General features: G+C 36.1%; 15 protein-coding genes. 8 read left to right on the forward strand and 7 right to left on the reverse strand.

The features are described 5' to 3' along the window. Window positions 1–29 precede the first annotated feature (29 nt). The 6 genes from SFA27_RS17535 to SFA27_RS17560 all read right to left on the reverse strand — a co-directional run bounded on the left by SFA27_RS17535 (window position 30) and on the right by SFA27_RS17560 (window position 5,410). Window positions 30–668 carry a DUF5683 domain-containing protein gene (locus SFA27_RS17535; RefSeq protein ID WP_213278357.1) on the reverse strand — a complete coding sequence of 213 codons (639 nt, stop codon included), beginning with the start codon at window positions 666–668 and terminating at the stop codon, window positions 30–32. After that, window positions 668–1,558, reverse strand: coding sequence for a ParB/RepB/Spo0J family partition protein (locus tag SFA27_RS17540; RefSeq protein WP_047374163.1), 891 nt, complete (start codon window positions 1,556–1,558; stop codon window positions 668–670). The genes SFA27_RS17535 and SFA27_RS17540 overlap by 1 nt, the downstream gene beginning before the upstream one ends. A gap of 69 nt (window positions 1,559–1,627) precedes the next feature. Continuing rightward, complete coding sequence (locus SFA27_RS17545; protein ID WP_047374161.1) at window positions 1,628–2,401, reverse strand: ParA family protein; 774 nt, start codon at window positions 2,399–2,401, stop codon at window positions 1,628–1,630. Between the two features lie 164 nt (window positions 2,402–2,565). Continuing rightward, window positions 2,566–3,414 carry an energy transducer TonB gene (locus SFA27_RS17550; protein WP_407293920.1) on the reverse strand — a complete coding sequence of 283 codons (849 nt, stop codon included), beginning with the start codon at window positions 3,412–3,414 and terminating at the stop codon, window positions 2,566–2,568. 233 nt (window positions 3,415–3,647) lie between these two features. Continuing rightward, window positions 3,648–3,941 carry a hypothetical protein gene (locus SFA27_RS17555; RefSeq protein ID WP_264518626.1) on the reverse strand — a complete coding sequence of 98 codons (294 nt, stop codon included), beginning with the start codon at window positions 3,939–3,941 and terminating at the stop codon, window positions 3,648–3,650. Between the two features lie 182 nt (window positions 3,942–4,123). Then, window positions 4,124–5,410, reverse strand: coding sequence for an adenylosuccinate synthase (locus tag SFA27_RS17560; RefSeq protein WP_047374155.1), 1,287 nt, complete (start codon window positions 5,408–5,410; stop codon window positions 4,124–4,126). 180 nt (window positions 5,411–5,590) lie between these two features. Between SFA27_RS17560 and SFA27_RS17565 the strand changes: the two genes are divergently transcribed. The 4 genes from SFA27_RS17565 (at window position 5,591) to SFA27_RS17580 (ending at window position 8,332) form a co-directional block, all read left to right on the forward strand. Beyond that, window positions 5,591–6,175: a hypothetical protein gene (locus SFA27_RS17565; RefSeq protein ID WP_047374153.1), complete on the forward strand. Its 585-nt coding sequence runs from the start codon at window positions 5,591–5,593 to the stop codon at window positions 6,173–6,175. An 18-nt stretch (window positions 6,176–6,193) separates the two neighbouring features. Beyond that, window positions 6,194–7,120: an alpha/beta fold hydrolase gene (locus SFA27_RS17570; protein ID WP_407293923.1), complete on the forward strand. Its 927-nt coding sequence runs from the start codon at window positions 6,194–6,196 to the stop codon at window positions 7,118–7,120. A 51-nt stretch (window positions 7,121–7,171) separates the two neighbouring features. Continuing rightward, entirely contained in the window at window positions 7,172–7,729 is a 558-nt protein-coding gene (locus SFA27_RS17575) for an AAA family ATPase (protein WP_407293925.1), read from the forward strand. An 84-nt stretch (window positions 7,730–7,813) separates the two neighbouring features. Then, window positions 7,814–8,332, forward strand: coding sequence for a hypothetical protein (locus tag SFA27_RS17580; protein WP_407293927.1), 519 nt, complete (start codon window positions 7,814–7,816; stop codon window positions 8,330–8,332). A 234-nt stretch (window positions 8,333–8,566) separates the two neighbouring features. Here the strand turns inward: SFA27_RS17580 and SFA27_RS17585 are convergent, their stop codons facing one another. Further along, window positions 8,567–10,156 (reverse strand): ABC-F family ATP-binding cassette domain-containing protein, encoded by a 1,590-nt coding sequence (locus SFA27_RS17585; RefSeq protein WP_407293929.1) that lies wholly within the window; start codon window positions 10,154–10,156, stop codon window positions 8,567–8,569. A gap of 398 nt (window positions 10,157–10,554) precedes the next feature. On the opposite strand from SFA27_RS17585, the gene SFA27_RS17590 reads away from it, so the two are divergent. The 4 genes from SFA27_RS17590 (at window position 10,555) to SFA27_RS17605 (ending at window position 13,566) form a co-directional block, all read left to right on the forward strand. Beyond that, window positions 10,555–11,109, forward strand: a complete 555-nt coding sequence (locus SFA27_RS17590; protein ID WP_047374145.1) for a phosphoribosyltransferase — start codon at window positions 10,555–10,557, stop codon at window positions 11,107–11,109. A gap of 127 nt (window positions 11,110–11,236) precedes the next feature. Beyond that, window positions 11,237–11,815 carry an adenylate kinase gene (locus SFA27_RS17595; RefSeq protein WP_047374143.1) on the forward strand — a complete coding sequence of 193 codons (579 nt, stop codon included), beginning with the start codon at window positions 11,237–11,239 and terminating at the stop codon, window positions 11,813–11,815. A gap of 63 nt (window positions 11,816–11,878) precedes the next feature. Continuing rightward, window positions 11,879–12,862, forward strand: coding sequence for a GTPase ObgE (obgE, locus tag SFA27_RS17600; RefSeq protein ID WP_047374141.1), 984 nt, complete (start codon window positions 11,879–11,881; stop codon window positions 12,860–12,862). A 215-nt stretch (window positions 12,863–13,077) separates the two neighbouring features. Then, a complete protein-coding gene (locus tag SFA27_RS17605; RefSeq protein WP_047374139.1) occupies window positions 13,078–13,566 on the forward strand; it encodes a DUF6438 domain-containing protein in 489 nt (162 codons plus the stop codon). Window positions 13,567–13,573 lie beyond the last annotated feature (7 nt).

Raw genomic sequence — 13,573 nt, forward strand, 5'->3', positions numbered from 1 at the left:
ACCGGAGTCTTCTGCAGATATGTTGTCTTCTAAAATCTATAACTTAAACTGAACCCTGTTTTCGGAGCGCTGTATCCATACTGATCCTGAATAACTGATGGTTTAAAAACCAAATCCGGGTCATGACGGCTTTCATAAAGGTGCGCATCTACTACAGCATCTACAATATTCAGAATATAAATAAGTCCTGTAATGGCAATGGCGTAGTCTCTTTGCCTCTTTGCTCTGTCCTGAGCGTTCCCCAATGCTCTTTTATCTAAAAACGGGTGGCTGTCCACAAATTCGTTAGGAGTACCATTAAGTTTAGCGATGTAGTATTCGCGGTATTTTTTGTATTGGTTATCATTCCATACAGCAATACCTACTCCGGCTCCTACCGCACCCCAAACAATAGGAATCTTCCAGTATTTTTTGTTATAAAACTGTCCCAATCCCGGTAAAACAGCAGAATACAATCCTGCTCTGGTAGGGTTCAGCTTTATGGTTTTTACTGTGGGACCATTAGCTTTTTCAAGATCTTCAATGATCTTTGCTTCTGTTTTGCCAGGTTTTACCACACGGGATTCCTCTTTCGGAGGAGTCTGCATCCGAACGGTATCAATAGGTTTCACTTGTGAATAGGCCAATGCAGCAATACACAAGAAAAATGTGAAAAATATTTTCTTCATTATTTAATATGGGATAAAATATATTCCAGTTCTTCTTCATTTTTGAAGTCCAGGACAATTTTACCTTTTTTACCATTTCCAGAAGATTTGATCTCTACTTTTACCTCCAAGATATCAGCGATTGTCTTCTGGGCTTTTTTATAGTTATTGGAAAGCTCCACTTTTGCTTTTTTTGCAGCAGGAGACTTTGGATTCTTCAATGCAGCAGCTGCCTGCTCTGCCTGACGAACGTTTAATTTCTCTTTGATGATAAGCTCGAACAACACCTGCTGATCTTCTTCACTTTCAAGACTGATGATTGCTCTTCCGTGTCCTGCAGAAATCTCACCGCTTCTGATGGCATTCTGAATATCCGGGTTTAATCTTAATAGTCTGATAGAATTGGTAATGGTACTTCTATCCTTTCCTATTCTCTGGCTCAGATTTTCCTGCGTAAGACCTATTTCCTCTAAAAGCCTATGATAAGTAAGTGCAATTTCGATGGCATCAAGATCTTCTCTCTGAATATTTTCAACAAGAGCCATCTCAAGAAGTTCCTGATCATTCACTAAACGGATATAGGCAGGAATAGTCGTTAATCCTGCAATTTTGGTGGCTCTGTAACGTCTTTCCCCGGAAATGATCTCAAACTTTTCACCGTCTTTTCTCAGGGTAATCGGTTGGATTACTCCCAGGTTTTCAATTGACTGTGCAAGTTCGTTTAATGCTTTTTCATCAAAATAAGTTCTCGGCTGCGTCGGGTTCGGATAGATATCTTCAAGTGCAACTTCTACAATATTTCCAACAAACTTATCTGCTCCTTCATCAGTAGCTGAATTGACAGTTGCTTTAGATTCTGCGCTTAAAATGGCGCCCAATCCGCGTCCCATAGCTCTTTTTTTGTCCTTCATAGATATAATTGATAAATGATGTTTGATAAGTGGTGGCTAGCATCCACCTATTGGCCATTTATTATTAATTTAATTCTTTATTAAGTTTTCGTTCCTCAAAAGAACTTCTTCAGCTAACTGAATATACTGAACAGCTCCTTTACTTTCTGCATCATAATTCAGGATACTTTCTCCAAAACTTGGTGCTTCACTCAGCCTTACGTTTCTGCTGATAATGGTTTCAAAAACCATTTCCGGAAAGTGAAGATTCACTTCTTCCACTACCTGATTGGATAGCCTCAATCGGCTATCATACATCGTAAGAAGAAGACCTTCAATTCCAAGATCTTTATTGTGGATCTTCTGAACATTTTTAACGGTATTCAAAAGTTTCCCAAGTCCTTCTAATGCAAAATACTCACACTGGATCGGAATAATTACAGAGTCTGCTGCTGTAAGAGCATTAACTGTAATAAGGCCTAAACTCGGCGCACAGTCGATAATGATATAGTCATAATCGTCTCTTACACTGGCCAGTGCTTTTCTCAGCATATACTCACGGTCCTCCTTGTCTACCAATTCAATTTCCGCAGCTACCAGGTCGATATGCGACGGAATAATATCCAGGTTCGGAGTCGCAGTTCTTTTGATGCAAACCCTTGTTTCTGCACTATGCTCCAAAAGATTATATGTAGAATACTGAACATCTTCAACACCCAGGCCGGATGTAGCATTCGCCTGAGGATCAGCATCAATGATTAATATTCTTTTTTCCAATACTCCTAATGCTGCCGCCAAGTTTACAGCGGTGGTAGTTTTACCAACGCCTCCTTTTTGATTAGCAATACCTATGATTTTTGCCATTATTAGAACTTTAAGTTTCAAAAATACACTTTTTTCTTTGCTCTCGGTGAGTGGGGAAAATCAAAATTGAGTTAAAATATTGTTAATAAGCAATTTAGCGATAAAAAAAATTATCCACAAAAAAAAATCTTTGTGGATAACTATTTAAAATGTGTTTTTTCGTATTAATTATCAAACTTCATTGAAATAGGAAATTTGAAATAACTTCTTACGAATTCTCCTTTTTTGTTTTTGGCTGGAATCCATTTTCCTTTGCTTGAGATGTTTTTAATTGTTCTCATGGCCTCACTGTTAAAGTCGGCATTGGTTCCATTAGCTTTTACCCCTGAGATGGTTCCATCCATTTCTACAATAAAGGTAACTGTCGTTTTTACAACATCTTCTGATTCAAATCCTGAACCATCGAAGTTGTTCATTACTTTATTTCTGAAGGAGTCTATTCCACCCGGATAAGCAGCTTCTACACCAAGTTCTCCTGGTTCTGCAATTTTATTTTTGTCTACCGGATCAGAAATTACTGGCGGCGGTGTATTAATTACAGGACCTGTACCTACTGATACTGTTGGAACATTAGGTGTATTAGGTGTTACCGGATCTCCTTTAAAGTTATTTACAAAACCTGCTACAGCATCATCCGGTATAGGATCTTTTTTTACATCATCTTTAGCATCACTTGATGGTGTAGGTACCGTGCTGTCAAACGTTTTTGTGTTTGGAGGTGTAACAGTTTTTACAATCTGTGCAGGGGGATCTTTTTCAGGCGGTTCAACAATTTTTATTATTCTTCTCTCGCCATTATCCTTAATTCTACCCACTGGTACATCTGATTTCAATACAGAAATTACAAACGGCGTAAGGGATACTGCAGCCATTAAACTTGCTCCGATAAAAAGCGCTTTGGTTAATATTCTATCTGATTCGTTTCTTAATGCATAGGCACCATATTCTTTATTGCGGTGCTCAAAGAGAACTTCGTTAAAACGAAATTCCTGGTTTTGATTATGTTGTTTCATCACTACTACTATTTAAACTGTTAAAAATTTTGATTATTAGTTTTGTTAGCTCTTATCGATAAGCAATGTTGTAATATCAAAACATCTGCCAAAATTTTAGCAAAACAACATAATATTAGAAAATTTTATGATAATGCTTAAAATTTAACATTTATAAATAGAAAGTGTACACAGATAAACAAACCTATTTTTGATGAAAATAAATAAGAATAAAATACACAAATAACAGAAAACTAGCTTGGTATAAGCATAAGGAGAAGAGTAAGCGGTATTAATAATCCCAGCGTATTAATAATAATGAGAATAATAGAACTGATCTTTGTTTTTGAATAACTTTTAGCCGCAAAATAAATAGCACCTATGCTAAAAACCAAACTGCAGACAATAAAAAGTATCAATAAAAAATCTGAACTTACGTTGAATGGCAGCCATAAATACACAATAAATAAAACAGCATAGGCAATGGTAAGATATAAGCTGATCACAATATTGTCCAGAAAACGCTGGGGTATTTTATTTTCTTCCATAATTTTTCTTATTTACACTTTTGCTTTAATACAAAAGTATACAAAAATTCAAGACTGGAATTAAGCATCTTTGTCAAGGTTTAAAACCTTGATAAGAATGTGATAAACTGGTAAAAGAAATTTTTAAACAAAAAAAGAGACTACCCAATGATAGTCTCTTTTTTATTTTATGTCTAAGAATATTAGAATAATTCTTTTCTGATAATGTTCTGACTTCTTTCAGGACCTACAGAAACCAAGTATACATTGATTCCTAAATATTTCTCAATAAACTCGATGTATTTCTGAGCGTTATCAGGAAGTTCATCATAGCTTCTTGCTTTTGTAATATCTTCGCTCCAACCTGGCAAATCCTGATAGATTGGCTCATAGTTGTATAATTTCTCTGTAGATGAAGTGAAATAATCAATAACTTTTCCATCTTCAGTTTTGTAATGAGTAACGATTTTAAGGTTTTCAATTCCTGTAAGAACGTCAAGCTTCGTAATCACAAGGTTGTTGATTCCGTTGATCATACAAGCATGCTTCAAAGAAACAAGGTCTAACCAACCCGTTCTTCTTGGTCTCCCTGTTGTTGCTCCGAATTCACCACCGATCTGTCTGATTTTTTCACCCAGTTCGTTATCCAGTTCGGAAGGGAAAGGTCCGTTTCCTACTCTTGTACAGTAAGCTTTTGCTACTCCGATAAGGTTCTGAAGTGAAGTTGGCGGAACACCAGCACCTGTACAAACTCCTCCTGTAGACGGAGAAGAAGAAGTTACATATGGATATGTACCAAAGTCGATATCAAGCATTAACGCCTGAGCTCCTTCAAACAATACATTTTTACCGTCTCTGATCGCTTCGTTCAATTCTAATTCAGTATCAACGATTCTGTCCTGAAGCTGCTTTCCGATTTCCAAATATTCGTTGTAGATTTCTTCAACGTCTAAAGTTGGTTTTCCGTAATATTTTTCAAAAAGAGAGTTCTTAACTTTTAAGTTTTTCTCAATTTTATCTCTTAAAATTTCAGGATTTAAAAGGTCTACCATTCTAATCCCGACTCTTGCAATTTTATCTTCATAGCAAGGTCCGATTCCTTTTTTGGTAGTTCCGATCTGAGTTCCTCCGTGTTCCTCTTCACGGTAAGTATCCAAAAGGATGTGGTAAGGCATGATTACATGCGCTCTTCTGCTGATAAAGATATGATCTGATCTCAAGCCTTTGCTCTCAATCTGACCAACTTCTTTAATGAAAGACTTAGGGTTTACCACTACTCCGTTCGCAATGATACATTTCCCTTTGCATTGAAGAACTCCTGAAGGAAGAAGGTGTAGAACGAATTTTTCATCACCCACATAAACCGTGTGACCAGCGTTGTCTCCACCCTGGAAACGTACTACATAGTCCGATTTTGCTGATAAAACATCCGTGATTTTTCCTTTGCCTTCATCTCCGTACTGAAGACCTACAACTACATAAGTTGACATATTTTACTTTTGTTTTTAGATTCGTGCAAAATTACTTTTAAAAAAAATGACGACCAAATTATAGAGGATATTTATTTTGAGTTGGGGTGAAAATCATGAGGTTGACATGACCTTTTTTCCGCTATTTTTACTTTCACACCTATATAAAATGGATTATATTTACTTTATAAATTATACATAATGAAATTTAAAATTCTGATTCTATTTTTAATCGTTCCTCTATTTTATATAAAAGCTCAAAATAAGGTAAATGATTATTTAAGTGTATCTGGACCTATTAATTTGAATCAAAAAGAATATAATTTAGTGTGGAGCTCTCATCCCAATGAAAATTATTTCAAACAGGAATATTTAAACCCAAAAGAAAACATCAATCAATACAACAGCATGGTTTTAATTGAGTTTGTAAAAGGAGATTTCATTCTTAAAGATATTATTGATCAAAAAGTGAGTGAACTTCAGGAGATGAAAAAAACTAATCCTGTTGTTAATTATCAGGTTCTTGAAAATAATGGAGAATATATTTTAGACTTTCTTATTAGTGAAAACTCAAAAGATGGTAAGGAAATACTGATTGCAGAAAGAAATATTTACCGTTATAAACTTATCAATAAAAACAAAAATAAAGGAGTTCTTCTTTTTGCCGTAAGTGAAAGAGGATATGAGAAAAATATGGACGCTTTCTTTGGTAATTTAAAAGCCAACCCTTCTCAATTAATTGAAACTGTAGGAAACTATAAGCTTCCTGACATTGAGATAAAATAACATAAAAATCTACTTATTATGCCAGTAGCCCAAGCATCAGCATATCTACCCTCAAAAATAAATGGTAAATCCCAGCTTTTCCACACACTGTTTTCCCCGGAAACAACAAAAGCCACCCTTCTCATTGTTCACGGCATGCAGGAACACAGTGGAAGATATGCTGAAATTGCAGAATATTTTGCTGATCATGGGATTGCTGTATTGACGTATGATCATTTGGGACATGGAAAATCAGTAAAAGACAAAAAAGAGATTGGTTTCTTTCAGCTTGAAAAACCGGATGAAAGATTGGTTGCAGATGCAGAAATGATGGCGGATCATCTTGCTGAGCAGTTTCCAGATGTTCCTCATTTTATTTTGGGACATTCTATGGGATCTTTTATTACCCGCTGTCTTCTTCAGAAGGCAAGCAATAAATTTTCAGGAGCTATCATTACAGGAACCGGCGGACCTTTACCGGGAATAGATGTATTAAGAGGTTATTTATCATTAGCTACAGCCATTGCGCCTCGTCACCGTACTTTCTTGAATTCTGTTTTTACCAGTGTCAATAACAAGCATTTTAAAAAGGATAAAGATTTCAGTGATACCTGCTGGCTGAGTGTAAATCAAAAAAACCGAAAAGCTTTTGAACAGGATGAACTTTGCGGAATTCCGTTCACTCATAATGCTTTTTATACTTTATTTACCATTTATAAAAAAGCTACAGCAAGGAATTGGGCTTCTTCTATTTCAAAGTCATTTCCTTTTTTATTTGTAAGCGGGCAGAATGATCCGATTGGTGATTTTGGAAAAGGCGTAATGCATACCGTCAATCATCTAAAAACTGATGGATTCCAGCATGTAGACGTGAAGATCTATCCGGATATGCGTCATGAGATTCTGAATGAGGAAATACGGGAAGATGTGTTGAAGGAAATCTCTAATTGGATTTCAAAGTATTAAAAATATCTCGCAGATTATAGAGATTTCGCAGATTTTATAGAATAAAAAATCATGAGAATACATATTTTCGGAGCTTCCGGTTCCGGGGTTACCACTTTAGGAAAGACTTTGTCTGATAAACTCAATCTTGAATATTTTGACAGTGATGATTTTTTCTGGCTAAAAACTCAAAATCCTTTTACAGAAAGACAAAATCCTGAAACGAGAAATTCAATTGTTTCGGACAAACTTCATGCGGCTGAAAACTGGATTTTTGGCGGCTCAATCATTCATTGGGGTGAAAATATATTTCCGGCATTTGACCTGATTATTTTCCTTTATCTTCCTCCAGATGTACGACTGGAAAGACTCAGAAAAAGAGAGATCGAAAGATATGGTGATGAAATTATTACCAATCCTGAAAGAGCAAAAAAATTCCAGGAGTTTATGGATTGGGCTAAAGATTATGATCACAATACCGGCATCGCCAACAGAACTTTAAAAGCCCATCTGGAATGGCTGTCTGAAATGAATACTCCTTTGATTGAGCTTTCAGGCGATTATTACCTGCCTCAAAAGGTGGATATCATTATGAATAGAATAAAACAGGGAAACCTGCAGTCTAAATAGAGATTGCTTCGATTTGTCCACAATACCTGAGGCTTTCAAAAGGAATTGCTAATTTAGGACACTGAAAAAACATAATCAATCACCGTGACTATAGAAGAACTTATAAAAGACAAGACTGTAAAATCAAAAGAAAAGGTTGATATCATCAGCAAATGGATTATCGACACCTCCTTACCTGCCGATGAGCTGATTGCTTTCACTGAAAAATCAAAAGATCCTGTAAAAGCAACCTGCATTGAAGCGATAGAATATGCTACAAAACAAAATCCCAGCCTTGCGGATGAAACCGTGTTTTCATTTGTCACCCAAACGCTTACTGAAAAAGCACCGAGAATAAAATGGGAAAGCGCCAAAGTGATAGGCAATACAGCACATTTATTCCCAGAAAATCTGGATCAGGCAATTAGCAACCTTTTGGGTAACACAGATCATGAAGGAACTGTGGTACGGTGGAGTGCTGCATTTGCATTAGGGGAGATTTTGAAACTGAAAACCCCACACAATTCTACCCTGCTTCCTATCCTTGAAGGTATTAGTGAGAAGGAAGAGAAAAACAGCATCAAAAAGATTTATCTGGACGCAATTAAGAAAACAAAGAAATAGTTTTTAAAATGTATAGAAAATAAAAACCTGGAAATTGATTTCCAGGTTTTATTATAATAGGTTTGGGCTAAAGCCAATGGAATTTTATTGATTTTGAAAGACGGGCTAAAGCCGCCCCTATTGAATATTTCCTACATTATACATTATTCATTCGCAGAAAATAAATAATTAGCATTTCGTGGAAACCACATAATATTTAGATTCCTACGTAATGACAAAGTCTGAATATAGCTCTTAATCCAACAAAACCTCACTCCCAATCCCAATCTCTTCCAGAAAAACTTCGTCATGCGAAATAACTAACAAAGTTCCATGATAATCTTTAACGGAATTGGTAAGAATTTCCACATTCTGAAGATCGAGATTATTGGTGGGTTCATCAAGGATGATCATATCCGGAGCTTTGTTGCTGATGGAAAGTCCGCATAGAAGTAACCGTAAACGCTCACCTCCGCTCAGTACACCACATTTTTTGTCCCAGGTATTTTTACCGAATAAAAATCTGGACAGTAATGTTTTCACTTCGGATTCCTGCATTGCACCGTCATTGAAAGTCTGTACAAAATCATAAAGAGTAGAGTCATTATCAATCAATGAATATTCCTGATCAATATAGATGCTGTTAAACTCAGCCCTGTCTATTTTCCCTTCGGAAGGTTCAATATTTCCCAGCAGAAGTTTTATCAACGTCGTTTTCCCTGATCCGTTTGAACCCTTAACTGAGATTCTATCTCCACTCCGCACCTCAAGACTGATATTTTCCTTCCAGAGTTTTTCCTTCCCATAATTGAAGTTGATATTTTCAGCGTCAACAAGAATCTTTCCCGAATGCAGGTTGGAATCATTAAAATTCACTTTCATCTGTTCAGCATTCTTTAAAGAGGAACGTAGATCTCGCAAATCACCTGAAATCCCGCTGATTTTCTCAGTGTGTACACTTTTCAGTTTTGAACTGTTTTTTTCAGCATTATTCCGGAGCGTATTCATCATAATTCTCGCTACTCCGGATTTTTCCTGCTTTCCTTTACCTCTTGCATCCAACTTTTGTTTCCGCTCCAGGGTTTCCCGTTCTTTTTCTTTTGCTTTTTTTAATGCTCTCTCTTTTGAATGGATATCATTATGCAAAGCTTCCTTCTCCACTTCTTTTTGTTCTGCATAGAAATCATAATTCCCGCCATATGTCGCAGTTCCTTGATTACTTAACTCAAATATGGTATCAACAAGATTAAGCAGAGTTCGGTCGTGGCTTACAATAACTACTGATGCATTTGTTTTATCAATAAGGTCATACAGTAACTTTCTTCCCTCAATATCCAGATGATTGGTTGGTTCATCCAATATGATAATATCAGGTGGATTGATCTGAATTCCGGCAAGAAAAACTTTCGTCTTCTGGCCGCCACTCAGGCTTTCCAGCTTTTGAGTCAGTTCAAAATTGTCAAGTCCCCAATATTCTAATGCCTGCTGGCAGCGCTCTTCAATATCCCAGTCGTCATTCAGAATTTCAAAATAAATTTCATCCACTTCTCCATTAGTGATTTTTTGGAGAGCATTCAGTTTCTGATCTATTTTCAGACATTCAGCAATGGTAAGATGATTGAAGTTCCCAAACATTTGAGGAACATAAAAGATATGACCTGGAATAGTACTATTTCCGCTTAAAGGCTGTATTTCGCCCGCAATAATTTTCAGCAGGGTTGATTTTCCCGTGCCGTTACTGCCCACCAAAGCAGATTTGGTGTCAGATGGTATTGTTAAATTGGTATTATTAAATAGAAGATCTCCTCCCGGAAACCCAAAGGATATATTTTGCAGTAAAATCATGATTTCTTTCTTAAAAAACGGTTGAACACCAGTAACATCTTGGTTACTGTTTTTATGAATCTGAAAGAAATGATATCCTACATGTCTGTATTTTTGGGTTTTGAAAGAACAAAGATACTCATTTTCCTCAATATGTATTTTTCATAAATTATCAGGATATTTATCATCTCTTTTTTCTTCTGTGTCTCAAACACCAAACATTTATTTACTTTCAAAGAACTCATTTTTTGAGGCTATACCATTCTATATCGTTCAATCACTTATACTTATTCTGATTTAAACAGACTTCATCATGATACTCCATTCCGTCACTCCTAAACCGTCAAACTTTCAAACTCATAAAAACAGGAAAGTATTTTAATCAAAAATCCGTAACTTTGCCTCCTACTAAAAATTTTATGGAAAGCATTAAAGTTCACGACAAAACTTTCGTTCCTTATTTAAAGGATGCCGAAATTCAGGAAATTGTAAAAGAGACAGCGTTAAGAATTTATGAAGATTATAAAGATGAAGTGCCTGTTTTCATTGGCGTTTTAAATGGGGTGGTGATGTTCTTCTCAGATCTTTTAAAATATTACCCGGGGGAATGTGAAATTGCCTTCATTCAAATGAGTTCTTATGTAGGAACTGAATCTACAGGGATTGTTTATCAGAAAATGGAACTTACCAAGGATGTGAGAGACCGTCACATCATTCTTGTAGAAGATATCGTAGATACAGGAAACACTGTTGAGAGTCTTTTCAAATATTTCAAAGAAACGCAACGTCCTAAATCTGTAAAACTGGCTAGTTTCCTACTGAAACCTGAGATCTACAAGAAAGATTTCAAGCTGGATTATATCGGAAAGGAAATTCCAAACAAATTTGTACTTGGATACGGACTTGATTATGATGAATTGGGAAGAAACCTACCTAATTTATATCAATTGGAAGACGGACAAATCAACCATTAATTATTGTCATTAGCTACTGGCTATTGGCTGTTAGCTTTAAAATTTAATCGAAATAAAAGTAAAATATTAACTTAAAAAAGCTAAAGGCCAACAGTGTATTGCTAACGGCTGAAAGCGTATCAACATTATGATAAACATTGTTCTGTTCGGCCCTCCAGGAAGTGGAAAAGGAACACAAGCTCAGAATCTAATCGAAAAATTTAATTTAAAACAGGTTTCAACAGGTGATCTTTTCAGATACAATATGAAAAATGACACTGAACTTGGAAAACTGGCTAAGTCATACATCGATAAGGGAGAATTGGTTCCGGATCAGGTAACAACAGATATGCTGATCGATGAGATCAAAAAACCTACTGATACCAATGGTTTTATTTTTGACGGATATCCAAGAACAACTGCTCAGACAGAAGCTTTGGAGACTATCGTTAAAGAAGTACTGAATGACGATATTGACATCTGTCTTTCATTGGTAGTAGAGGACAAAATTTTGGTTGAAAGACTTCTGAAAAGAGGTGAAACCAGCGGAAGATCAGACGACAGCAATGTAGAGATCATCGAAAACAGAATTAAAGAATATTATACTAAAACAGCAGAAGTTGCCGAGCTTTATAAGCAGCAGGGTAAATATGTAGAGGTAAACGGTGTTGGAGAAATTGATGAGATTTCCCAAAAACTTTTCGCTGAAGTAGAGAAAATTAAATAATCGGGATACGGGTGCGGGATAGGAAATTTCGTCCCGTAGCCTGTAACTCGCAACACAAACTATATGTCTAACTTTGTAGATTACGTAAAGATCCATTGTAAAAGCGGACACGGAGGTGCTGGTTCTGCCCACCTTCGCCGTGAAAAGTATATTCCTAAAGGTGGTCCTGACGGTGGCGACGGAGGTCGTGGCGGACACGTCATCATGAGAGGAAATGCTAATGAATGGACTTTGCTTCCACTCCGATACACCCGTCACATAAAAGCTGAACGAGGTGAAAACGGAGCGAAAAACCAGCTGACAGGAGCTGACGGTTCTGATATTTATATTGATGTTCCCATTGGGACTATCGCTAAAAATGAAGAAGGTGAAATTATCGGAGAAATTCTTGATGACAAGCAGGAAATCATTTTGATGCAGGGGGGAAAAGGAGGAAAAGGAAACGAACATTTCAAATCTTCTACCAATCAGACTCCAAGATATGCTCAACCCGGAATGGATGGTGAAGAAGGCTATGTGGTCTTTGAGCTTAAAATTTTGGCCGATGTAGGACTTGTTGGATTTCCAAACGCTGGAAAATCTACACTTTTAGCATCTGTTTCTGCAGCAAAACCAAAAATTGCCAATTACGCTTTTACAACCCTGACTCCTAACCTTGGAATTGTAGATTACAGAAATTACAAGTCTTTTGTAATGGCTGACATTCCCGGAATTATCGAAGGAGCAGCGGAAGGAAAAGGATTAGGACACAGATTCCTGAGACATATTGAAAGAAACTCTATCCTGTTATTTTTAATTCCTTCTGATTCTGAAGATCACTTCCAGGAATTTAAGATTCTTGAAAATGAGCTGAAGGAATATAATCCAGAACTTTTGGATAAGGATTTTATTATTTCTGTTTCAAAATCTGACCTTTTGGATGATGAACTGAAAAAAGAAATTGCAGCGGAATTCCCAGAAAACAAACAGCCTCTGTTCTTCTCAGGTGTTACCGGAGAAGGCCTTATGGAACTGAAAGATGCTATCTGGAAACAATTGCACGGATAGAAAAACATTGATTTATTAGTTTTATTTTAAATAGAACTGCATCATAAAAAACAGCCTCGGGAGAACCTGAGGCTGTTTTTATTTATAAAATTACAAATGAAAAAGAACTTTCTATTCCTGGCCACTCATCAACACTTTTATATTTAACATAAAAACAAAAGAAAATTTTATCTTTTGGAACAATTATTGGGAGACCCTCTGAAATTGAAAAAACTATGAAATATTTACTGGGCCTTTGTGCATTTATATTCTTACTTTCCTGTACTTCTCAGAAAGTAAACTCCAAGTATTCTAAGATTGAATATGAAGCTACTCCCTGTTTTGGATTCTGCCCTGTTTTTAAAATGACAATCAGTCCGGATAGAACAGCCATTTTTGAAGCAGAACATTTTAATTTTAATAATAAGCCTTCAAAAGATGAGTTTTCCAAGCCGCGTGAAGGAACTTTTAAAGGAACCATTAAAGAAGAAGATTATAATAAATTAATCAGTTTGCTTGATGGCTTAAATGCAAAAGGTTTAAGTGATAAATACGGAGAGCATAATATTACTGACCTTCCAACCTCTTATTTAAGAATCAAATTCTCTGACGGAACTTCAAAAAACATTGAAGATTACGGAAAAAACGGAAGTGAAAAGCTTTCAGAAGTCTATCAATTTTTTGAAAACTTAAGAAAGAATCAACAATGGAATAAAGTGAAATAGTTTCACT

Origin of the sequence: Chryseobacterium sp. HR92 (genome assembly GCF_045689405.1) — a bacterium.
Classification (GTDB): domain Bacteria; phylum Bacteroidota; class Bacteroidia; order Flavobacteriales; family Weeksellaceae; genus Chryseobacterium; species Chryseobacterium viscerum_A.